Source organism: Streptomyces laculatispora (genome assembly GCF_017353455.1).
GTDB classification, from domain to species: domain Bacteria; phylum Actinomycetota; class Actinomycetes; order Streptomycetales; family Streptomycetaceae; genus Streptomyces; species Streptomyces laculatispora.
Genome location: NZ_JAFMPZ010000455.1, coordinates 1 through 21,639, shown reverse-complemented (window position 1 = coordinate 21,639; position 21,639 = coordinate 1). Strand labels below are relative to the sequence as shown.

Below are 21,639 nucleotides of genomic sequence, written 5' to 3'. Positions count from 1 at the left end.
CCGTCAGGGCGTGCGCGGGGCCGCGGAGACCGCTGGGCGAAGGTAGCTGCCCGAGACCGACGGGACCGCGGAGGGCGCCGGGGCGCTGTCCACTCCGGTGGTGGCCGGCGGCGGGACCTGGTCCTGCCGGTCCGCCGAGGTGTTGCGGTAGACGGCGCTGAAGGCCAGCGCGACCATCCCGATGCCCATCACCAGGGCGAGCAGCCAGGCCACCGGCCGGTGCCAGCGGGCGGCTCCCCGGTAGGGACGCAGGGCGCCGCCGTGGCGCCCGTAGGGGCCGCTGTCGTAGTAATCGTCGGCGTCCGTCCCGAGCCGGTCGTCGTAGGCGCTCCCGCGGCCGTACCCGCCGCCCGGCCCGTAGCCGTCGTCGTAGAGCTCGTCGTCCAGCGGTCCACCGCCGGACCGGGCCCGGGAGGCCTCTGCCTCGGCGCGCGCCTCGGCGGCCGCCAGCAGCCGCTCTACAGCGGTCGGCTCATGGAATGTGGCGGCCTGAACGAAGTCCTCGTCGAACACCACGGAGGCGAAGTCCTTGTCCGCGCCCCCGCGGTCGTCGTCGGGCTCCCAGCCGTTCGGGAACGGCCTGCCCCCCACGTCGTCCGGCACGGCTTCAGCCTAGCCCCGGAGGGTCGTTTTGGGCAGGGAGACCGCACATTCGGCGCACCCCGAGCTCACCTCACATGGCCGTCGCCGGTCACGATGTACTTCGTGGAGGTCAGTTCCGGCAGCCCCATCGGGCCCCTGGCGTGCAGCTTCTGCGTGGAGATTCCGATCTCGGCGCCGAAGCCGAACTGGCCGCCGTCGGTGAAACGCGTCGAGGCGTTCACGGTCACCGTCGTCGAATCCACCAACTGGGTGAAACGGCGGGCCGCCGCCTGCGAGGTGGTCACGATCGCCTCGGTATGGCCGGACGACCAGAGCCGGATGTGCGCCACGGCCGCGTCCAGCGACTCCACGACGGCGGCCGCGATGTCGTACGAGAGGTACTCGGTCTCCCAGTCCTCCGGCGTCGCCGCCACCACGGTGGCCTTGGACCCCTCGGCGTGCTCCATGACCCGTTCGTCGCCGTGCACGGTCACACCGGCCTCGGCCAGGGCGTCCAGGGCGCGCGGCAGGAACGCCTCGGCGACGTCCTTGTGGACCAGGAGCGTCTCGGCGGCATTGCAGACGCTCGGGCGCTGCGCCTTGGAGTTGACCAGGATGGCGACGGCCATGTCGAGGTCGGTCTGGGCGTCCACGTACACATGGCAGTTACCGGTACCGGTCTCGATCACCGGGACGGTGGATTCCTCGACGACGGTGCGGATCAGGGAGGCGCCACCGCGCGGAATGAGCACGTCGACCAGGCCGCGGGCCCGCATGAGCTCCCGTACGGAGTCACGGTTCTCGCCCGGCACCAGCTGAATCGCGTCGGCCGGCAGACCGGAGCCGCCGACCGCGTCGCGCAGGACCCGGACCAGCGCCTTGTTGGACGCGTGGGCGGAGGACGAACCGCGCAGCAGCACCGCGTTGCCCGACTTCAGGCAGAGGGCCGCGGCGTCCACCGTCACATTGGGCCGGGCCTCGTAGATGATCCCGACCACGCCGAGCGGCACCCGGACCTGGCGCAGATCGATGCCGTTGGGGAGCGTCGAGCCGCGCACCACCTCACCGACCGGGTCGGGCAGCGCCGCCACGTCCCGCACATCGGCGGCGATGGCGCGGATCCGCTCGGGGTTGAGGGTGAGCCGGTCGACGACCGACTCGCTGGTCCCGGCCTCGCGGGCGCGCGCCACGTCCTCGGCGTTGGCCGCGATGATGTCGCTCGTCCGTACTTCGAGCGCGTCCGCGATCGCCAGCAGCGCGTCGTCCTTCGCCGCGCGCGGAAGCGGCGCGATGTCGGCGGCTGCGGAGCGTGCCCGGTAGGCGGCCTGGACGACCGGGGACATGTTGTCGTACGGCGAAAGCGTGGTCATGCCCGCAGAGTAGTGCGCACACTGCGGGCATCCGTCACGTATCCCGTGATGCGAGACAGCCGCCGGGTCAGTACGGGTGCACACCGACCGGGGCCGCCGGGGGCGGCCCGTATCCCTCGGCGATGCGCTGGTGGTACGTCTCGCGGTCGATGACCTCCAGGCCGACGATCTCCCACGGCGGCAGACCGGCGCTGGAGCGGTGCTCACCCCACAGCCTCAGGGCGACCGCCGCCGCGTCGTGCAGGTCGCGGGCCTCTTCCCAGTAGCGGATCTCCGCGTGGTCGTTGGCGTACCGGCTGGTCAGCAGGAAGGGATGGTCGTGCGCGAGCTGTTCGAGACCGCGTCTGACCTCCTTCAGCGGAATCTCGGCACCCGAGACGCAGAGCGTGATGTGCCACAGCTTCGACTGGGTGAGCTCCTGGCTCACCGCCGTCTGTTCGGCCCCGGTCGTCCGCTCGTCCCTGAGGTCCGCGGACCTCCTCCCGTCGAAGTCGGCACCTGCTCCGACGCTGGTCAGGGCGCGGCCACCCGTTCCTCGGGGCGGCGCCCCCGGGCGCGCTCGTCTCACCGGCGGCCTCCTGTGAATGTGTTGCTGTGCTGTGTACCCCGCAGTGTCCCTGCTACAAAGTGGACCAGTCCGCGGCCCGGCGTGGGGCGGTTTTCGTGAAGGTCTCTGCCCGAAGGCTGGACTTTCAGCCGTTTCAGGGGTTTGTCAGCTGTGCAGGACGACAAGATCGTCCCTGTGTACGACCTCGCGCTCGTAGGCGGGGCCCAGTTCGCGCGCCAGATCGTGGGTGGAGCGGCCGAGGAGCTGCGGGATCTCCTTGGCGTCGAAGTTGACGAGCCCGCGGGCCACCGGCCGGCCGCGCAGATCGCGCAGCTCCACCGGGTCGCCCGCGGCGAACTCGCCCTCGACCGCGGCGATCCCGGCCGGCAGCAGCGAGCTGTGGCGCTCGACGACCGCCTGCACGGCGCCGTCGTCCAGGGTCAGCGAGCCCTGCGGGGTGGAGGCGTGGGCGAGCCAGAGCAGCCGGTCCGCGGAGCGGCGTCCGGTGCGGTGGAAGTACGTACCGGTGTCGCGGCCCGCCAGCGCGTCCGCCGCGTGGCTCGCCGAGGTCAGCACGACCGGGACGCCGGCGGCGGTGGCGATCCGGGCGGCCTCGACCTTGGTGACCATGCCACCGGTCCCGACGCCCGCCTTGCCCGCGCTGCCGATGCTGACCCCGGCCAGATCGGCGGGACCGGTGATCTCCGCGATGCGGGTGGTGCCGGGGATGCTCGGGTCGCCGTCGTAGAGGCCGTCCACGTCCGAGAGGAGGATCAGCAGATCGGCGCGGACCAGGTGGGCGACGAGCGCGGCGAGCCGGTCGTTGTCGCCGAACCGGATCTCGTCGGTGGCGACGGTGTCGTTCTCGTTGACGATCGGCAGCGCGCCCATGTCCAGGAGCTGGTCCAGGGTGCGGTAGGCGTTGCGGTAGTGCGCGCGGCGGCTGGTGTCGTTGCTGGTGAGCAGCACCTGGCCGACGCGGACGCCGTAGCGGGCGAAGGAGGCGGTGTAGCGGGCGACGAGCAGTCCCTGGCCGACGCTGGCGGCCGCCTGCTGCCTGGCCAGGTCCTTGGGTCTGCGGTGCAGCCCGAGCGGGGCCAGTCCGGCCGCGATGGCGCCGCTGGAGACCAGGACGACCTCCCGCTCACCGCCGCTGCGCACCTTGGCGAGCACGTCGACGAGCGCGTCGACGCGGTCCGCGTCGAGTCCGCCGGTGGCTGTGGTGAGGGAGGAGGAACCGACCTTGACCACGATCCTGCGGGCCTCCGTGACGCCCTGCCTTGCCCCTGACACGCGTATCCCCCGTGGTTCGGCCTCGATCGGAATCCGCAATCTACGCGAGCGCCGGAATCGGCGCATGGGCGTTCCGCCCCGTGGACCCCGGTTCATCCGGATCCGTGCCGATCCGTATCCGGAGTGCACCGCTCCTCGTTGCAGCGGTTATCGGCGTCACTGCCGACGGACTCCCGGAATCTCCAGGAACAAGGACGTGATCGCATGCGCCAGCTCTCCATTCCAGGGGCCTGGGTGCACGAGCCCGAGGTCATCAAGGACGGCCGCGGCAGCTTCCACGAGTGGTTCAGGGCCTCGGACCTGGATGCGGCGCAGGGGCACTCGCTGGGGCTGGCGCAGGCCAACTTCTCCAGTTCCGCCCGGGGCACGCTGCGCGGGATCCACTTCGCCGATGTGCCGCCGGGCCAGGCGAAGTACGTGAAGTGTGTGCGCGGCGCGGTGCTCGACGTGATCGTGGACATCCGGGCCGGCTCGCCCACGTACAAGCGGTGGGAGGGGGTGCGTCTCGACGACAGCGCTCACCGGGCGGTCTATCTCGCCGAGGGCCTCGGCCATGCCTTCATGGCGCTGACGGACGACGCGTGCGTCCTGTATCTCTGCTCGCAGGGTTACGCGCCCGCCCGTGAGCACGGCATCGATCCGCTCGACGCGGAGCTGGGCATCGACTGGCCGCGGGACATCGCCCCGCTGCTGTCCGCGAAGGACGCGACGGCCCCCTCGCTGGCCGAGGCCGAGCAGCAGGGGCTGCTTCCCTCGTACGCGCAGTGCGAGGCGTACTACGCGCGGCTGCGGACGGCCGGTCCGCCGCCCGCCGCGATGCGGGCGGGCGAACCGGTGCTGATCAGGGGCGGGCACTGATCAGGGGCGTTCCGCGGCGAGCAGCGCCGGGAACGCCTCGCCCAGGGCCGTGCGCCAGTCCCGGATGGGTTCGATCCCGGCCGCCGCGAAGCGCCTCTGCGCGAGCACGCTGAACGCCGGGCGGGGGGCGGGCCGTACGAAGGCCGCGCTGGTGGTCGGGCGGACCCGCTCCGGATCGGCGCCGAGCAGCCGGAAGATCTCCCGGGTGAAGCCGAACCAGGTCGCCTCGCCGCCGCTGGTGCCGTGGTAGACGCCCGCCGGGGCGGTGCCGTCGAGCGCGGCCCGGCCGAGCCGGACCAGCCGGCCGGCCAGGTCGACGGTCCAGGTGGGCTGACCGCGCTGGTCGTCCACCACGTCGAGGGTGTCCTTGAGGCCCTCCAGCCTGATCATCGTCCGGACGAAGTTGCCGCCGCCCGCCCCGTACAGCCAGGCGGTGCGCACCACGTAGCCGGTGTCGGGGAGGGTCTCCAGGACGGCGCGTTCGCCCGCCAGTTTGGTGCGTCCGTAGGCGCTGCGCGGACCGGTGGGGGCGTCCTCGCCGTACGGCCGGCCGGCGTCCCCGGCGAACACGTAGTCGGTGGAGACGTGCAGCAGAACGGTGCCGTGCTCGCGGCAGGCCCCGGCGAGGACCGCGGGCCCGGTGCCGTTGACCCGCAGCGCGGCGTCCTCCTGGGTCTCCGCGTCGTCGACGGCGGACCAGGCGGCGCAGTTCACCACGACCGCGGGGCGGTGGGCGGCGAACGCCTCGCGGACGCGGGCCGGGTCGGCGATGTCCAGGGCCGTGCGGTCCGCCGCGACGGCGGTGACGTCCTCGTGGGCGAGGGCCGCCAGCACGTCCTGTGCCAGCATCCCGGCCGCCCCGGTGACCAGCCAGACCGGGCTCACAGCGCGGCCCTCTCCTTGAGCGGCTCCCACCAGGCGCTGTTCTCGCGGTACCACCGCACGGTCTCGGCGAGGCCTCCGCGGAAGTCCTTGCGCGGTTCGTAACCGAGCTCCTCGCGGATCTTGGTGCAGTCCACCGAGTAGCGCCGGTCGTGGCCCTTGCGGTCCTCGACGTAGGTGACGTCGGCGTCCCAGTCGGCGCCGCAGGCCTCCAGCAGCAGCTCGGTCAGCTCCTTGTTGGAGAGCTCGGTGCCGCCGCCGATGTTGTAGACCTCACCCGCCCGTCCCCGGGTGCGGACGAGCTCGATGCCCTGGACGTGGTCGTCGATGTGCAGCCAGTCGCGGACGTGGGCGCCGTCGCCGTACAGCGGGACCGGGCGGCCCTGGAGCAGGTGGGTGACGAACAGCGGGATGACCTTCTCGGGGAAGTGGTGGTGCCCGTAGTTGTTGGAGCAGCGGGTCACCCGCACGTCGAGTCCGTGGGTGCGGTGGTACGAGAGGGCGATCAGGTCGCTCGACGCCTTGGAGGCGGAGTACGGGGAGTTGGGTGCGAGGGGTTCGCTCTCGGTCCAGGAGCCCTCGTCGATCGATCCGTAGACCTCGTCGGTGGAGATGTGCACGAAGGTCCGGACGCCCGCCAGGTGCGCGGCGTGGACGAGGGTGTGGGTTCCGACCACGTTGGTGCGGACGAAGGCGGCGCCGCCGTCGATGGAGCGGTCCACATGCGATTCGGCGGCGAAGTGCACCACCTGGTCGTGGCCCGCCATCAGGCCGCCGACCAGCTCGGCGTCACAGATGTCGCCCCGCACGAACGAGAAGCCGGGGTGGTCGCGGACCGTGTCGAGGTTGGCCGGGTTGCCCGCGTAGGTGAGCTTGTCGAGCACCGTGACGGCCACGTCACCGGGTCCGTCCGGGCCCAGCAGCGTACGGACGTAGTGCGAGCCGATGAAACCGGCACCGCCGGTCACCAGGATGTGCGTGGTCATGAGGAGATCTGCACCTTGCTGTGGTCGCCGAGGACGAGACGGTGGGCGGAGGGGCTCCTGGGCGCGGGGGTCACCTCGACCTCGTGGCCGATGAGGGAGGCCTCCACGCGGCGGACGCCGTCGATCGAGGCGCCCCGCAGGACGATGGAGTACTCGATCTCGCTGTCCTCGATCCGGCACTCCTGGGCGACCGAGGTGAACGGCCCGACGTAGGCGTCGCTGATCACCGAGCGGGCGCCGATGATGGCGGGGCCGACGATCCGGCTGCGGGTGACCCGGGCGCCCTGCTCGATCCGTACCCGGCCGATGATCTCGCTCTCGTCATCGACGTGAGCGCCCTCGGTGGACGGTTCGATGCTCTCCAGGACGGTCCGGTTGACCTCCAGCATGTCGGTGACGTTGCCGGTGTCCTTCCAGTACCCGCGGATCATGGTGGAGCGGACGTCGCGCTCCTGGTCGATCAGCCACTGGATGGCGTGGGTGATCTCCAGCTCGCCGCGCCAGGACGGGCGGATGGAGCGGACCGCCTCGTGGATGACCCGGGTGAAGAGGTAGACACCGACGAGTGCCAGATCGCTCTTGGGCTCCCTGGGCTTCTCCTCCAGGGCCACCACCCTGCCCTCCCCGTCGAGCTCCGCGACGCCGAACGAGGTCGGGTCGGGCACCTGGGTCAGCAGGATCTGGGCGTCGGGCCGGTCCGCCCGGAATCCCTCGACCAGACCGGTGATTCCGCCGATGATGAAGTTGTCCCCGAGATACATCACGAAGTCCTCGTCGCCCAGGAAGCGCTGGGCGATCAGGACCGCGTGCGCGAGACCGAGCGGCTCGGACTGCGGGATGTAGGTGACGTCGATGCCGAACCGGGAGCCGTCCCCGACCGCCGCGCGGATCTCCTCCTCGGTGTCGCCCACGATGATGCCGACCTCGGTGATGCCCGCTTCCGCGATGGCCTCCAGCCCGTAGAACAGCACCGGTTTGTTCGCCACCGGGACCAGCTGTTTGGCCGAGGTGTGGGTGATGGGACGGAGCCGGGTGCCTGCCCCACCGGAAAGTACGAGAGCCTTCACTGTTTCTGCCCCCACGATGAGATGGCGGTCCTGTCGCAGCTGCGACCTATCGGGTGACCTTACTGAGATTCGCTGTCCCATCTGTGGTGAAACAGCCCTCGTGGCCCGTTACCGACACATCCGGACGAAAAGCAGCACAAGCCCGTAACCGCACATCACCTTTTCGCGCTCTTCGGGTTCCCGGACGCGGAAACACAGTTCCGTCGCGTCGAACTGAATGACGGACACATCGGCTCCCGGAATCCGATGCGATCACCCGGCGGCCGGTGCGGCGCACTCCGCACTTTCGGGGACACATCCCGCGAATTCACGAACCCGGAACTTGATTGCGCCCATGCGCTCAATTCTCACCAACCCTTCACGTTCGTCTCATGAACGGACGAGCCGCCCTCCATATGGTGGGGCCCCTGAACCCCCTGCCCACCGGGCGGCCGGTCCGGGACCGGGCCGCCCGGCCGGCCGTGCCGACACGTCGGCGCGGCCCCACCGCGCACGTGAGCGCTCGCGCTCTTTGGAGTCCCCCAGTGCAACCACCCCCGCTCCTGCGGTACGCCGCGAAGGTCCTCCCCGTTGCCGTACTGGCCGCGTCCTTCGCCGCCCAGGCCGCCGCGGCCGCTGTCCCGCATCTCGCACTGCTCATCACCGCGACGGCCACCAACCTCCTGGCCGAGGCCTCCCTGCACCGATGGCGGCCCGGCCAGGTCTCCCTGCTCGCCAGGATCCGGGCCGATGTCATGGTCCGTCGGCTGACCTGCGACTTCCTGCTGATCGTGGGACTGCTCCGGCTGGGCGGGAACCACCGGGAGACGGTCTACCTCCCGCTCGTCCTCGGTCTGCTCCTCTTCTACGCGCTCCACTTCGCCGGCCACGCGGCGGCGATACGGGTACGGGGGACGCGGACCCTGCCGCTGCTCACCCGCAATATCGACGCCTCCGCCCTGGGCATCACCCCGGCGCCCCCGGCCCTGCTGATGCGCCGGCACGGGCCGCGCCTGCTGCTGTTCGGTCTGCCCGCGACCGCGGGCCTGCTGGTGACGGCGGCGAGCGACGAGCCGGAGTTCGCCGCGGCGGGCATCGCGGTGTCGGCCGTCCTCGCCGCTGTCTCACTGGGCGAGCTGGTGCGGTGTCTGGTGCGCCGCCGCCCCGCGTCGTCCGAGGAGGTACTGGACTGGTTCGACGGCTGGCTCGCCGACTACCGGCCGACCGTCGGCATGTACTTCTCCGGCGGCGCCTCGTCCGCGTACCAGGCCAACATGTGGCTCGACGCGCTGGCCGGGCTCGACGGCCGCCCGGTGATCGTGCTGCGCGAGCGCTTCATGATGCAGCGGATCGGCGCCACGGACATCCCCATCGTGTGCATCCCGAAGGTCTCCCAGCTGCTCCGCCTGGAGCAGTCGGCCCTGAAGCTGCTGATCCACCCCGCGAACTCCGGCAAGACCTCGCAGATCCTGCGGATACCGTCGATCAAGCACGCCTTCGTCAATCACGGCGAGAGCGACAAGCTCTCCAGCTGCAACCCGTACGCGAAGGCGTACGACGAGGTGTGGGTCGCCGGACCGGCGGCGCGCGAACGCTACGCGCTGGCCGACGTCGGCATCGAGGACCGCGACGTGGTGGAGATCGGTCGCCCCCAGCTCGCCCCGATCACCCCGTACGCGGGCCCGCCCACCGGTGCGTACACGACCGTGCTCTACGCCCCCACGTGGGAGGGCTGGGACGGCAATCCGGGGAACACCTCGGTCGTCCTGGCCGGCGAGAACATCGTCCGGGCGCTGCTCGCCGACCCGGGCGTCCGGCTGCTCTACAAGCCGCACCCGATGACGGGCTCGGTCGATCCCCGGGCCGGCGCCGCCAACGACCGCATCCAGGCCCTGATCCACGAGGCCAACCAGGGCCTGACCGGCCCGCGCCCCGGTCCGCAGGCCGCTGCCGAGCTGGCCCGCCGGACCGCGGAGCTGAACGCGCTGACCGCCTCCTCCTTCCGCGACGACGCGGACGACGCGGAACGCATGCTGGTGCAGGGCACCCCGGAGCCCGGCCGGGCCGAGGCCGTCGCCGCGGCGACCGCGGCCTGGGAAGCGGCCCACTGGGCCTCGCTCCCCGCGGCGGAGCACCAGATCATCACGGCCCCGCAGCCCGCGCTCTACTCCTGCTTCAACAAGGCGGACCTGCTGATCAGCGATGTGTCGAGCGTGGTCACCGACTATCTGGCGGGCGAGAAGCCGTACGCCGTCGCGAACACCAGCGACCTGCCCGAGGAACTGTTCCGCGACGCGTTCCCGACGGTGCGCGCGGCGACGGTCCTGACGCCGGACGCGGCCGGTGTCGCCGCCCTCCTCGACTCGGTGCGCCACCCCGCGGACGACGGGCTGGCCGCGGCCCGCGCCGGTCTGAAGCTCCATCTCCTCGGCCCCTCGGACCCGCCGTCCCACGCACGCTTCGGCAAGGCGGCGCTCGGGCTGTGCGAGGTCGCGGACGGGCACCGGGTACGGATGTCGAGCCGGCTGCTCCCGGCGATCCCGGCACAGCGGGGAGCGCTGGAGGAGGCCGAGGCGGCGGGCGAGGAACAGCTGGAGCCCGCACCCGAGGGATAGCCCGGGGCCCCGCCCCGCCGACGCACGGCAGCGGCCCGGCACCACCCCTGGAACCCAAGGAGGGTGGTGCCGGGCCTCTGCCGTGTGTGTCCGCGCGCCCTACGGGTGGCGGTGGCGCCAGCCCTGCCAGGCGGAGTCGATCATCTCGTCCACGCCGTACCGGGCCGACCAGCCCAGCTCCGCGCGGATCCGGTCGGCGCCCGCGACCACGCGCGCCGGGTCACCGGCGCGGCGGGCGGTCACCTCGGGGACGATGTCCCCGTTGTCCGTCACCTTGAGGATCCGGTCGACCATCTCCCGTACGGAACTGCCCTCACCGCGTCCGATGTTGAGCGTGAGATCCGTGCCGCGCTCCGCGTCGTCGAGCCGGCGCGCGGCCGCGAGGTGGGCGGAGGCGATGTCCTCGACGTGGATGTAGTCGCGGATGCAGGTGCCGTCCGGCGTCGCGTAGTCGTCGCCGAAGATCCGCGGGCCCTGACCGGCCTCCAGGCGCTCGAAGACCATCGGAATGAGGTTGAACACCCCGGCGTCGGCCAGCTCCGGCGACGCCGCACCGGCGACGTTGAAGTAGCGGAGCGAGGCACAGCGCAGTCCGTGGGCGCGGGCGGCGGCGTGGATCAGCCACTCGCCGACGAGCTTGGTCTCGCCGTACGGGCTCATGGGCGCGCAGGGGGTGTCCTCGGTGACGAGGGCCACATCGGGCATTCCGTAGACGGCGGCGGAGGAGGAGAACACCAGCCGGTCGACACCCGCGTCGACCATGCTCTCCAGCAGCACCTCCAGACCCGTCACGTTCTCCCGGTAGTAGTGCAGGGGGCGCTCGACGGACTCGCCCACCTGCTTCTTGCCCGCGATGTGCACCACGCCGGTCACACCGTGGTCGCGGATCGCCGCGTCCAGTGCCTGACGGTCGAGAACACTGCCGGTCACCAGGGGCACCCCGTCGGGCACCTTCTCGGCGTTCCCCGTCGACAGGTCGTCGTACACGACGACCTGCTGACCGCCCGCGAGCATCGCGCGCACGACGTGCGCACCGATGTATCCCGCCCCGCCCGTAACCATCCAGGTCATGTCGTGCGTCTCCCTGTCCGAGGTCTCACCCGTCCACTTCACTCTACGTGCACACAAAGTCGGATCGACGGACCGGGCCTTGCCACTCAAAGCGGGCTGACAGCAATCAATTACGCTGTCCGGGTGCCGGACGCCACCTCACTGTTCAACGGTGCGCACCGCGCCCCTCGCACAGACCCTCGGACAGCTCTCTGGACTGGTGGACGATGCCTCGACTGACACTCATCGTGCCTGCGTACAACGTGCAGGGGTACATCGGAGAGTGTCTCGACTCCGTGCTCCAGCAGGACTTCACGGACTTCGAGATCATCGGCGTCGACGACTGCTCGCCGGACGGCTCCGGCGCGATCCTCGACACATACGCGGAACGCGACGCCCGTATCCGTGTGCTCCACCTCACCGAGAACGTGGGTCTGGGACGCGCGCGCAACGCGGGTATCGACGAGTCGACCGGCGACTACCTGCTCTTCCTCGACAGCGACGACACCCTGGCCCCGGGATCACTGGCGGCCATCGCGGCGCGCCTGGACGCGACGGACGATCCCGACGTCCTGGTCTACGACTACACCCGCACCTACTGGGACGGGCGGCTGCTGCGCAACAAGCGCGCGGAGCTGCTGGACGAGAGCGGCCCCGACGTCTTCGCGCTGGCGGACCGGCCGCAGTTGCTGGACCTGCTGCAGATCGTGTGGAACAAGGCCTACCGCCGCGATTTCGTCACCCGGCACGACTTCCGGTTCCCGCCCGGCTATTACGAGGACGCCCCCTGGACGTACTCCTCGCTGATCTCGGCGGAGCGCATCGCCGTCCTCGACCGCTCCTGTGTGCTGTACCGGCAGCGGCGTGAGGGCGGGAACATCCTCCGCACGGTCAGCCGCAAGCATTTCGATGTCTTCGATCAGTACGACCGTGTTTTCGCCTATCTGGACTCGCGGCCGGATCTCGATTCCTGGCGTCCGGCGCTCTTCAGGAAAATGGTCGACCACTTTCTGACCGTCCTGGAAAAGCCCGGCCGGCTTCCGCAGAACACCCGCGCCGAGTTCTTCCACCGCGCGGCCAAGGACTACCGGAGCCGCATTCCGGAGGACTTCCAGCGGCCACTGGGCGGCCGGGGCTACAAATACGCGCTGCTGGGCCTCGATTCGTACTCGGCACTGGTCGGCGTCACCCGGGTCAACAACATGCGCAACCGGGCCCGGCTGGGCGGCCGGGCCCGTGTCGGCCGGGCCAAGCACGCCGCCCTGGGAATGTTCTACAAGTCCCAGCTGCGCATGCCGCTGGACGACAACCTCGCGGTGTTCTCCGCGTACTGGGGCCGCGGCTACTCCTGCAACCCCGCGGCCATCGAGGCGGAACTGGGCCGGCTGGCCCCGGACATGCGCCGGGTCTGGGCGGTCAGGTCCGAGCACCGCGACCGGGTGCCCAAGGGCGTCGAGGCCGTGGTGGTCGGGTCCCGCGAGTACTGGTCGGTGATGGCCCGCGCGAAGTACCTGACGAACAACGTGAACTTCGGCGACACCGTGATCAAGCGCGAGGGCCAGATCCATCTGCAGACCCATCACGGCACCCCGCTGAAGACGATGGGGCTGGACCAGGCCCAGTACCCCGCGTCCACCAGCATGGACATGGACAAGCTGCTCAGACGGTGCGACCGCTGGGACTACAGCCTGTCCGCCAACCGGTTCTCCACCACCGTCTGGGAGCGGGTGTACCCCTGCCGGTACACCTCGCTGGAGACCGGATACCCGCGCAACGACGTACTGCTCAACGCCACCGCGGCCGACGTCTCACGGGCCCGGCACGCACTCGGCCTGGCGGACGGCTCGACGGCCTTCCTCTACGCGCCGACCCACCGCGAGTACCAGAAGTCCTTCACCCCGCGGCTCGACCTGCCGAGGCTGGCCGAGGAGCTGGGTCCCGACGTCACCCTGCTGGTGCGCGGCCACTACTTCTACAAGCCGACCGGCCGGCTCGCCGATCTCCAGGCCAGCGGCCGGATCATCGACGTCTCCGCGCACGGAGACGTCGAGGAGCTCTACCTCGCGGCGGACGCCCTCGTCACGGACTACTCCTCGGCGATGTTCGACTACGCCAACCTGGACCGGCCGATCGTGATCTACGCGGACGACTGGAACACCTACCGGGTCGTGCGCGGGACCTACTTCGACCTGATGGCCGAGCCCCCGGGCGCCGTGGCGACCAGCCAGGATCAGCTCACCTCTGTCCTGGGCTCCCAGGAGTGGCGGAGCGAGAAGTCGGCCGGGCTGCGCAAGGCGTTCCGGGAGCGCTTCTGCGACTTCGACGACGGCCGCGCCGCGGAACGCGTCGTGCGCCGGGTGTTCCTGGGCGAGGAGACGCTGCTCCCGGTCGTCCCGCTCGCCGAGCGCACCCCGGCGCCCTCCCCCGCCGAGGCGCTGGAGCGGGCCGGCCGCGCCTGACGGACCGGGGCGCCCGGAAAACACGCGGTCCCGGCTCCCCCGAAGGGAACCGGGACCGGCGGCAGTCTCCCGTGGCTACGCGAACGGGTCGAACTCCTGGTACTCCTTGCTGACGTCGTCGCGCTCGTCCTCGCGGTCGCGACGGCGCTGCGCGGCCGGGCGCGGCTCCTCCAGCCGGTGGTCCTCGCCACGGCGGCCGAGCATCTCCGCGCCGGCGGTCACCGTCGGCTCCCAGTCGAAGACGACGGCGTTGTCCTCGGCCCCGATGGCCACCCCGTCGCCCGCGCGGGCGCCCGCCTTGCGCAGCGCGTCCTCGACACCGAGCCGGTTCAGCCGGTCCGCGAGGTAGCCGACGGCCTCGTCGTTGTTGAAGTCGGTCTGGCGCACCCAGCGCTCCGGCTTCTCGCCGCGCACCCGGTAGATGCCGTCGTCCTCCAGCTTCACGGTGAAACCGGCGTCGTCCACGGCCTTGGGCCGGATGACGACACGGGTCGCCTCCTCCACCGGCTTGGCGGCACGCGCCTCGGCGATGACGCCCGCCAGCGCGAAGGAGAGCTCCTTGAGCCCGGTACGGGCCACGGCGGAGACCTCGAAGACGCGGTAGCCGCGGGCCTCCAGGTCGGGACGGATCATCTCCGCGAGGTCCAGCCCGTCCGGGATGTCGATCTTGTTGAGGACGACGATGCGGGGCCGGTCGTCCAGGCCGCCGTACAGCTTCAGCTCCTCCTCGATCGTGTCGAGGTCGGAGAGCGGGTCGCGGTCGGACTCCAGCGTCGCGGTGTCCAGTACGTGCACGAGCACCGAGCAGCGCTCGACGTGCCGCAGGAACTCCAGGCCGAGGCCCTTGCCCTGGCTGGCGCCCGGGATCAGGCCCGGGACGTCGGCGATGGTGTAGACGGTGCTGCCCGCGGTGACGACACCCAGGTTCGGGACCAGGGTCGTGAACGGGTAGTCGGCGATCTTCGGCTTGGCAGCCGACAGGACCGAGATCAGCGAGGACTTGCCGGCGCTCGGGTAGCCCACCAGGGCGACGTCGGCGACGGTCTTCAGCTCCAGGACGATGTCCCGGCTCTCACCGGGCTCGCCGAGCAGCGCGAAGCCGGGGGCCTTGCGCCGGGCGGAGGCCAGCGCCCCGTTGCCGAGGCCGCCGCGGCCGCCCTGGCCGGCGACGAACATGGTGCCCTGGCCGACCAGGTCGGCGAGCACGTTGCCGTCCGTGTCGAGCACGACGGTGCCGTCCGGCACGGGCAGGATCAGGTCCTGGCCCTCCTTGCCGGTGCGGTTGTCGCCCGCGCCGGGCTGGCCGTTGGTGGCCTTGCGGTGGGGGTGGTGGTGATAGTCGAGGAGCGTGGTGACGGCCTGGTCGACGATCAGGGTCACATCGCCGCCACGGCCGCCGTTGCCGCCGTCCGGGCCGCCGAGCGGCTTGAACTTCTCACGGTGAACGGAGGCGCAGCCGTGGCCCCCGTTACCCGCGGCGGCATGCAGCTCGACGCGGTCCACGAAGGTGGTCATGGTTGGAACCTCCAGTTACATACGTGCAGAAAAGTCTCGCTCGTGCCCCCGTAGGAGCAACACGCGAAAGGCGGACCCACTTCCCGTAAAAGGAAGTGAGGTCCGCCTCCACGTCAAACCGCTCGACGAGCGCCGAAAATCAGCCGGCGATCGGAACGATGTTCACGACCTTGCGGCCACGGTGCGTGCCGAACTCGACCGCACCGGCGGCGAGGGCGAACAGCGTGTCGTCGCCGCCACGGCCGACGCCCGTGCCCGGGTGGAAGTGGGTGCCGCGCTGGCGGACCAGGATCTCACCGGCGTTGACGGCCTGACCGCCGAAGCGCTTCACGCCGAGCCGCTGAGCATTGGAATCGCGCCCGTTCCGAGTGGACGATGCGCCCTTCTTATGTGCCATGTCTCCTCAGTCCCTTACTTCGCAGCCGCGGGAATACCGGTGACCTTGATCGCCGTGTACTGCTGGCGGTGACCCTGGCGACGGCGGTAGCCGGTCTTGTTCTTGTAGCGAAGGATGTCGATCTTCGCGCCCTTGTGGTGGTCCACGATCTCGGCCTGGACCTTGATGCCGTCAAGCACCCACGGGTCGCTGGTCACGGCGTCGCCGTCGACAACGAGCAGGGTAGAGAGCTCTACCGTGTCGCCAACACTGGCGGTGGGAATCTTGTCAACCTCAACGATGTCGCCGACAGCAACCTTGTGCTGGCGACCACCGCTGCGCACGATGGCGTACACGCGGATCTCACTCTCACTCGAAGCGGAAACCTCTGAAGCCAGCCGCTCACACGGGTCCGGAGACCCGTGATGATCCGGATTGGACGAGCGGCCTCTCCCGTACGAGCGGGAGGTCATTGCTCAGAGGTGTGGCGAAACAAACGCCGACGGTCAAGATTACGGGGCCTCGGACACCCGGTCAAACCGGGCCCCGGTTTCAGGCCCCGGCCGCTCTGACGTAGTCGGCGTAGGCGTCCCTGATCCCGTCCGGGGACAGGTTCAGATGTTCCAGGATCGTGTACCGGCCCGGCCTGGTCCGGGGTGCGAACTCGACCACCGAGACGAATTCGTCCACGCTGAATCCGATCTCCTGCGCGGTGACCGGCAGACCGTGGCGCCGCAGCGTCTCGGTCATCCGTACGGACTCCTGGTGGGCGCCGCGCAGATGCATCGCGAACGCCGCACCCAGACCGCACTGCTCACCGTGGCTGGCCGCCCGCTGGGGGAAGAGCAGGTCGAAGGCGTGGTTGATCTCGTGGCAGGCGCCGGAGGCGGGCCGGCTGTCACCCGCGACCGACATCGAGATACCGGTGAGCACCAGCCCCTCCGCCAGCACCTGGAGGAAACGGTCCTCGTCCAGTGAACCGGGGTGGCGCAGCACGGCCTCGCCGGCCTGCCGGGCCATCGCCGCGGCCAGTCCGTCGATGTCCTCGCCGTTGACCCGGTGGGCGAGCTCCCAGTCCGCCACCGCGGAGATGTTGGAGAGCGCGTCCCCGATCCCGGACCGCACGAAGCGGACCGGGGCCTCACGGATGATGTCGAGGTCGATGACGACGGCGATCGGGTTCGGAACACCGTACGAGCCGCGGCCCGAGTCGTTGTCCAGAGTGGCCACCGGTGAGCACAGACCGTCGTGGGACAGGTTCGTCGCCACGGCGACCAGCGGCAGCCCGACGCGCGCCGCGGCGAACTTGGCACAGTCGATGATCTTGCCGCCGCCGAGGCCGACCACGGCGTCGTACCGCCCGGACTTCATGTCCTCGGCCAGCTTGACGGCGTCGTTCAGCGTGCCACCGCCGACCTCGAACCAGGAGGCGCCGGGCAGGCTGTCCGACAGCCGCTCGCGCAGCGCCCGGCCGGAGCCCCCGCTGATCGCGACCGCCAGCTTCCCCGAACCGGAGATGCGCTGATCGGCGAGGACACCCGCCAGGTCGGCCAGAGCGCCGGCCCGGATGTCGACGACGACCGGCGCCGGTATCAGCCGGGTCAGTACTGGCACGCGATGGTCCTGCCCTTGGCCAGGTCCTCGTGGTTGTCGATCTCCACCCACTTGATGTCGCCGATCGGCTCCACGTCGACCTTGAAGCCGCGGTTGACGAGCTCCTGGTAGCCGTCCTCGTAGTACAGGTCGGGGTCACGCAGATACGTGGTCTTCAGCGCGTCGGCCAGCTCCTGGGCCGCGTCGCCCTCGATGAGGGTGACACCGATGTACTCGCCGGTGGCCTCGGCCGGGTCCATCAGCTTGGTGATGCGCTGCACGCCCTTCGACGGGTCGGCGACGACCTTCATCTCCTCGTCGGCGAGCTTCTTCACCGTGTCGAGGGCGAGGATGATCTTCTTGCCGTCGCCGCGGGCGGCCAGCAGCGTCTTCTCGACGGAGACGGGGTGCACGGTGTCGCCGTTGGCGAGGATCACGCCGTCCTTGAGGGCGTCACGGCCGCACCACAGGGAGTAGGCGTTGTTCCACTCCTCGGCCTTGTCGTTGTCGATCAGCGTGAGGGTGACGCCGTACTTCGCCTCAAGGGCCGCCTTGCGCTCGTAGAGGGCCTCCTTGCGGTAGCCCACGATGATCGCGACCTCGGTCAGCCCGACCTCGGCGAAGTTGCCCAGCGTCAGGTCGACGACGGTCAGACTCTCCTCGTTCCCCTCGGGGCCGACCGGCACCAGGGCCTTGGGAAGCGTGTCGGTGTAGGGGCGCAGACGGCGGCCGGCGCCGGCCGCCAGAATCATGCCGATCATGAGGGTTCTCCTTGGTCCTTGGTGCGGGTGTCTCGGGTGGGTCCGGGTGCGGTGCGAGTGCGCCGGATCAGAGCTCGGCCGCTACGTAACCGCGCAGCCAGGTACGGAAGTCGGGGCCCAGGTCCTCGCGCTCGCAGGCGAGTCTGACGATGGCCCGCAGGTAGTCGCCGCGGTCGCCGGTGTCGTAGCGGCGGCCGCGGAAGACGACACCGTGCACCGGGCCGCCGAGCTTCTCGTCGACGGCCAGCTGCTGAAGCGCGTCCGTCAGCTGGATCTCGCCACCCCGGCCCGGCTCCGTCTCGCGCAGCACGCCGAAGACGGCGGGGTCCAGGACATAGCGTCCGATGACGGCGAGATTGCTGGGCGCGTCGCCGGGCTCCGGCTTCTCCACCAGCCCGGTGACCCGGACGACGTCGCTCTCCGAGGTGGCTTCCACCGCGGCGCATCCGTACTGGTGGATCTGTTCGGGCGCGACCTCCATCAGCGCGACGACGCTGCCGCCCTCGCGCTCCTGGATCTCGGTCATGCGGGCCAGCAGCGGGTCGCGCGGGTCGATCAGGTCGTCGCCCAGGAGCACCGCGAACGGCTCGTCGCCCACATGGGGCTCCGCGCACAGGACGGCGTGACCGAGGCCGCGCGGGTCGCCCTGGCGGACGTAGTGCATGGTCGCCAGCTCGCTGGACTCCTGGACCCGGACCAGCCGTTCGTCGTCGCCCTTGCGGGTCAGCGCCGACTCCAGCTCGTAGTTCCGGTCGAAGTGGTCCTCCAGGGCGCGCTTGTTACGCCCGGTGATCATCAGCACATCGCTCAGCCCCGCGGCGGCGGCCTCCTCCACGACGTACTGGATCGCGGGCTTGTCGACCACCGGCAGCATCTCCTTGGGAGTTGCCTTGGTCGCCGGCAGAAACCGGGTACCGAGCCCGGCGGCGGGTATGACGGCCTTCTGGATCTTGCGCATGTGCTCAGACTTCCGTGTCCACTGGGCAGGTTGCGGTCAACGGGGGCGGCAGTACGCAGCCGGCCCGGTTCCTGTGACGGAACCGGTCCGGCTGCGTACGGGCGCACGGTGCGAGGCGGGTCAGGCCTCGTCGGCCGAAGCCGTGACGGAGGACGGCGTCTGCTGCTCCGCCGCCACCGTCTTCTTCGCTGCCGCCTTCTTGGCCGTCGTCTTCTTCGCGGCGGTCTTCTTGGCAGCCGTCTTCGTGGTGGCCGCCTTCTTGGCGGTGGCCTTCTTGGCGGTCTTGCGGGCCGCCTTCTTGGCCGGTGCCGGCGCGTCCTCGGGCTCGGGCTCGGACTCGGCGGAAGCCGTCACCACGACGGTCTCGGCCCCGTCGGTACCGGCCGGGGAACCCGCGGGCGCGGTGGCCTTGCGGGTCGCCCTACGCCGGGCACGCGGCGGTGCGGCCGGCTCCTCGGCCGGGACCTCCACGTGCGGGGCCTCGACGACCGGGTCCTCCGTGGCGACCGGGTCGGCGGCGGAGACCGGCTCCTCGGCCGTCTCGGCGGCCGGGGCCTGCTCGGCCTGGGCCGGCGAACCTGCCGGGGCGGTCGCCTTGCGGGTCGCACGACGGCGCGTACGGCCCTGGGGCGCCTCAGCGGCAGGAGCCTCGACGGCCGGGGCCTCGGCCACCGGCTCCGGCGCGGGCTCGGGCTCCACGACGGGCTCCGGCTGCACGACCGGCTCGGCCACCGGGGCCGGCGCGGACGCCGGCTTCGGGGCACCGGCCGGGGCCGACGCCTTACGCGTCGCCCGGCGACGGCCACGGCCACGCCCGGCGGCCGCCTCGGCCTCGGCCGGGCTGCTGTACAGCTCCTCGTCCGCGACGAACTCCGGCTCGGGCAGCGCCAGCGGGGCGGCGACCTCCGCCGCGACCTCGGCCTCGGTCTCGTGGTCCTGCTCGTGCTCGTGGCTGTGGTCGTGGTCCTGCTCGTGGTCCTGGCCCGAGCCGCCGCGGCCGCGCTTCTTGGCACGCTTGCCGCCACCGCCGCCACCGATCGAGGTGGGCTGCTCCATGTGCACGATCACGCCGCGCCCGTTGCAGTGGACACAGGTCTCGGAGAAGGACTCCAGCAGACCCTGACCGACCCGCTTACGGGTCATCTGGACCAGGCCGAGCGAGGTGACCTCGGCGACCTGGTGCTTCGTACGGTCGCGTCCCAGGCACTCCAGCAGACGCCGCAGCACCAGGTCCCGGTTGGACTCCAGCACCATGTCGATGAAGTCGACGACGACGATGCCGCCGAGGTCGCGCAGCCGCAGCTGGCGCACGATCTCCTCGGCCGCCTCCAGGTTGTTCTTGGTGACGGTCTCCTCGAGGTTGCCGCCCTGACCGGTGAACTTGCCGGTGTTGACGTCGACGACGACCATCGCCTCGGTCTTGTCGATCACCAGCGAGCCGCCGCTCGGCAGGTAGACCTTGCGGTCCAGCGCCTTCATGAGCTGCTCGTCGATCCGGTAGGTCGCGAAGATGTCGACCTCGGAGGTCCACCGCGACAGCCGGTCCGTCAGGTCGGGCGCCACGTGCGAGACATAGCCGTGGATGGTGTCCCACGCCTCGTTGCCGCTGACGATGACCTTGGAGAAGTCCTCGTTGAAGATGTCGCGGACGACCCGGACGGTCATGTCCGGCTCGCCGTAGAGCAGCGTCGGCGCGTTGGAGCTGCCGCTGTTCTTCGACTTCTTCTGGATGTCCTCCCACTGCTGCTGGAGCCGCTCGACGTCGCGACGCAGCTCGTCCTCGCTCGCGCCCTCCGCGGCGGTGCGGACGATGACGCCCGCGTCCTCGGGGACGATCTTCTTGAGGATGGTCTTGAGCCGGGCGCGCTCGGTGTCGGGCAGCTTGCGGCTGATCCCGGTCATCGAGCCCTCGGGCACATAGACCAGGTAGCGGCCGGGCAGCGAGACCTGGCTGGTCAGGCGGGCGCCCTTGTGGCCGATCGGGTCCTTCGTCACCTGAACGAGGACGGACTGGCCGGACTTGAGCGCGGTCTCGATGCGGCGCGGCCCGTGGGCCATGCCGAGCGCCTCGAAGTTGACCTCACCGGCGTACAGGACGGCGTTGCGGCCCTTGCCGATGTCGACGAAGGCGGCCTCCATGGACGGCAGGACGTTCTGGACCTTGCCCAGGTAGACGTTGCCGACGTAGCTGGTGGCCTGCTCCTTGTTGACGTAGTGCTCGACGAGCACGTTGTCCTCGAGGACGCCGATCTGGGTGCGCTCGCCGCTCTGGCGGACGACCATGACGCGCTCGACGGCCTCGCGGCGGGCCAGGAACTCCGACTCGGTGATGATCGGAACCCGGCGGCGGCCCTGCTCGCGGCCCTCGCGGCGGCGCTGCTTCTTGGCCTCCATACGGGTCGAGCCCTTGATGGACTGGACCTCGTCGAAGCCGGTGCCGGGCTCGCGCTCGGCTTCCTTCTTACGGGGCTCACGGACCTTGACGACGGTGCGCTCCGGGTCGTCCGTGCCGTTCTCGGCGTCGGACGAGGAGTCACCGCTGCGACGACGGCGGCGACGGCGGCGACGGCTGCTGCTCGATCCCGAGGCACCGGAGTCGTGGTCGTCGTCGTTGTCGTCGTGGTCGTCGTCGCCCTCGTCCTCGGACTCGGACTCGTGGGCGCGCTCGTGCTCGTCGCCGGAGCGGTCGGAGGCGTCGTCGGCGTGCTGCTCGGCGGTCTCGTCCTCGGCGGACTCACCGCGACGGCG

The 21,639-nt window shown here is 70.7% G+C and carries 18 protein-coding genes; 3 read left to right on the top strand and 15 right to left on the bottom strand.

Features of this window, described 5'->3' with window-relative positions; genetic code table 11:
* Nucleotides 1-3: 3 nt before the first annotated feature.
* The 4 genes from J1C73_RS22310 to proB form a co-directional block, all read right to left on the bottom strand.
* Entirely contained in the window at nt 4-603 is a 600-nt protein-coding gene (locus J1C73_RS22310) for an SCO2584 family spore wall biosynthesis protein (RefSeq protein ID WP_207317981.1), read from the bottom strand.
* Between the two features lie 65 nt (nt 604-668).
* A complete protein-coding gene (locus tag J1C73_RS22305; protein WP_207317980.1) occupies nt 669-1,952 on the bottom strand; it encodes a glutamate-5-semialdehyde dehydrogenase in 1,284 nt (427 codons plus the stop codon).
* 67 nt (nt 1,953-2,019) lie between these two features.
* Nucleotides 2,020-2,520, bottom strand: a complete 501-nt coding sequence (locus J1C73_RS22300) for a DUF8830 family protein (protein WP_207317979.1) — start codon at nt 2,518-2,520, stop codon at nt 2,020-2,022.
* 144 nt (nt 2,521-2,664) lie between these two features.
* Nucleotides 2,665-3,750, bottom strand: a complete 1,086-nt coding sequence (proB, locus tag J1C73_RS22295; protein WP_221198189.1) for a glutamate 5-kinase — start codon at nt 3,748-3,750, stop codon at nt 2,665-2,667.
* A gap of 246 nt (nt 3,751-3,996) precedes the next feature.
* On the opposite strand from proB, the gene J1C73_RS22290 reads away from it, so the two are divergent.
* The gene (locus tag J1C73_RS22290; protein ID WP_207317978.1) at nt 3,997-4,650 is read left to right on the top strand and encodes a dTDP-4-dehydrorhamnose 3,5-epimerase family protein; all 654 of its coding nucleotides are present in this window, start codon (nt 3,997-3,999) and stop codon (nt 4,648-4,650) included.
* Here the strand turns inward: J1C73_RS22290 and rfbD are convergent, their stop codons facing one another.
* Genes rfbD through J1C73_RS22275 form a run of 3 tightly spaced genes read right to left on the bottom strand, consistent with a single transcriptional unit; the run spans nt 4,651 to nt 7,585 of the window.
* Nucleotides 4,651-5,499 carry a dTDP-4-dehydrorhamnose reductase gene (gene rfbD / locus J1C73_RS22285; RefSeq protein ID WP_242644536.1) on the bottom strand — a complete coding sequence of 283 codons (849 nt, stop codon included), beginning with the start codon at nt 5,497-5,499 and terminating at the stop codon, nt 4,651-4,653.
* A 32-nt stretch (nt 5,500-5,531) separates the two neighbouring features.
* A complete protein-coding gene (rfbB, locus tag J1C73_RS22280; RefSeq protein ID WP_207317976.1) occupies nt 5,532-6,518 on the bottom strand; it encodes a dTDP-glucose 4,6-dehydratase in 987 nt (328 codons plus the stop codon).
* Nucleotides 6,515-7,585, bottom strand: a complete 1,071-nt coding sequence (locus tag J1C73_RS22275) for a glucose-1-phosphate thymidylyltransferase (protein ID WP_207317982.1) — start codon at nt 7,583-7,585, stop codon at nt 6,515-6,517. The genes rfbB and J1C73_RS22275 overlap by 4 nt, the downstream gene beginning before the upstream one ends.
* 395 nt (nt 7,586-7,980) lie before the next feature.
* On the opposite strand from J1C73_RS22275, the gene J1C73_RS22270 reads away from it, so the two are divergent.
* Nucleotides 7,981-10,179 (top strand): hypothetical protein, encoded by a 2,199-nt coding sequence (locus tag J1C73_RS22270; RefSeq protein ID WP_372446721.1) that lies wholly within the window; start codon nt 7,981-7,983, stop codon nt 10,177-10,179.
* A 99-nt stretch (nt 10,180-10,278) separates the two neighbouring features.
* On the opposite strand, the gene galE is transcribed toward J1C73_RS22270, so the two are convergent.
* Nucleotides 10,279-11,250 (bottom strand): UDP-glucose 4-epimerase GalE, encoded by a 972-nt coding sequence (galE, locus tag J1C73_RS22265; RefSeq protein ID WP_207317974.1) that lies wholly within the window; start codon nt 11,248-11,250, stop codon nt 10,279-10,281.
* A 206-nt stretch (nt 11,251-11,456) separates the two neighbouring features.
* On the opposite strand from galE, the gene J1C73_RS22260 reads away from it, so the two are divergent.
* Nucleotides 11,457-13,688 (top strand): bifunctional glycosyltransferase/CDP-glycerol:glycerophosphate glycerophosphotransferase, encoded by a 2,232-nt coding sequence (locus J1C73_RS22260; protein ID WP_207317973.1) that lies wholly within the window; start codon nt 11,457-11,459, stop codon nt 13,686-13,688.
* Nucleotides 13,689-13,763: 75 nt separating this feature from the next.
* On the opposite strand, the gene obgE is transcribed toward J1C73_RS22260, so the two are convergent.
* From obgE to J1C73_RS22225, 7 genes are all read right to left on the bottom strand, one after another.
* Nucleotides 13,764-15,203 (bottom strand): GTPase ObgE, encoded by a 1,440-nt coding sequence (obgE, locus tag J1C73_RS22255; protein WP_123470978.1) that lies wholly within the window; start codon nt 15,201-15,203, stop codon nt 13,764-13,766.
* A 139-nt stretch (nt 15,204-15,342) separates the two neighbouring features.
* Nucleotides 15,343-15,600, bottom strand: coding sequence for a 50S ribosomal protein L27 (gene rpmA, locus J1C73_RS22250; RefSeq protein WP_018103204.1), 258 nt, complete (start codon nt 15,598-15,600; stop codon nt 15,343-15,345).
* 14 nt (nt 15,601-15,614) lie between these two features.
* Complete coding sequence (gene rplU / locus J1C73_RS22245) at nt 15,615-15,935, bottom strand: 50S ribosomal protein L21 (protein ID WP_024494442.1); 321 nt, start codon at nt 15,933-15,935, stop codon at nt 15,615-15,617.
* A gap of 196 nt (nt 15,936-16,131) precedes the next feature.
* Nucleotides 16,132-17,193 (bottom strand): iron-containing alcohol dehydrogenase family protein, encoded by a 1,062-nt coding sequence (locus J1C73_RS22240; RefSeq protein WP_123470980.1) that lies wholly within the window; start codon nt 17,191-17,193, stop codon nt 16,132-16,134.
* Nucleotides 17,181-17,933: a phosphocholine cytidylyltransferase family protein gene (locus tag J1C73_RS22235; protein ID WP_123470982.1), complete on the bottom strand. Its 753-nt coding sequence runs from the start codon at nt 17,931-17,933 to the stop codon at nt 17,181-17,183. The genes J1C73_RS22240 and J1C73_RS22235 overlap by 13 nt, the downstream gene beginning before the upstream one ends.
* 67 nt (nt 17,934-18,000) lie before the next feature.
* The gene (galU, locus tag J1C73_RS22230) at nt 18,001-18,891 is read right to left on the bottom strand and encodes a UTP--glucose-1-phosphate uridylyltransferase GalU (RefSeq protein WP_123470984.1); all 891 of its coding nucleotides are present in this window, start codon (nt 18,889-18,891) and stop codon (nt 18,001-18,003) included.
* Nucleotides 18,892-19,011: 120 nt separating this feature from the next.
* The coding region (locus J1C73_RS22225) for an Rne/Rng family ribonuclease (protein WP_207317972.1) at nt 19,012-21,639 on the bottom strand (2,628 nt) is incomplete at its 5' end.

Bases quoted from the DNA above. Each gene is read 5' to 3' on its own strand.
- J1C73_RS22305 (WP_207317980.1), bottom strand. From the start codon at position 1,952: ATGACCACGCTTTCGCCGTACGACAACATGTCCCCGGTCGTCCAGGCC.
- J1C73_RS22290 (WP_207317978.1), top strand. From the start codon at position 3,997: ATGCGCCAGCTCTCCATTCCAGGGGCCTGGGTGCACGAGCCCGAGGTC.
- rfbD (WP_242644536.1), bottom strand. From the start codon at position 5,499: ATGCTGGCACAGGACGTGCTGGCGGCCCTCGCCCACGAGGACGTCACC.
- rfbB (WP_207317976.1), bottom strand. From the start codon at position 6,518: ATGACCACGCACATCCTGGTGACCGGCGGTGCCGGTTTCATCGGCTCG.
- J1C73_RS22270 (WP_372446721.1), top strand. From the start codon at position 7,981: ATGGTGGGGCCCCTGAACCCCCTGCCCACCGGGCGGCCGGTCCGGGAC.
- galE (WP_207317974.1), bottom strand. From the start codon at position 11,250: ATGACCTGGATGGTTACGGGCGGGGCGGGATACATCGGTGCGCACGTC.
- J1C73_RS22260 (WP_207317973.1), top strand. From the start codon at position 11,457: ATGCCTCGACTGACACTCATCGTGCCTGCGTACAACGTGCAGGGGTAC.
- obgE (WP_123470978.1), bottom strand. From the start codon at position 15,203: ATGACCACCTTCGTGGACCGCGTCGAGCTGCATGCCGCCGCGGGTAAC.
- rpmA (WP_018103204.1), bottom strand. From the start codon at position 15,600: ATGGCACATAAGAAGGGCGCATCGTCCACTCGGAACGGGCGCGATTCC.
- J1C73_RS22235 (WP_123470982.1), bottom strand. From the start codon at position 17,933: ATGATCGGCATGATTCTGGCGGCCGGCGCCGGCCGCCGTCTGCGCCCC.
- galU (WP_123470984.1), bottom strand. From the start codon at position 18,891: ATGCGCAAGATCCAGAAGGCCGTCATACCCGCCGCCGGGCTCGGTACC.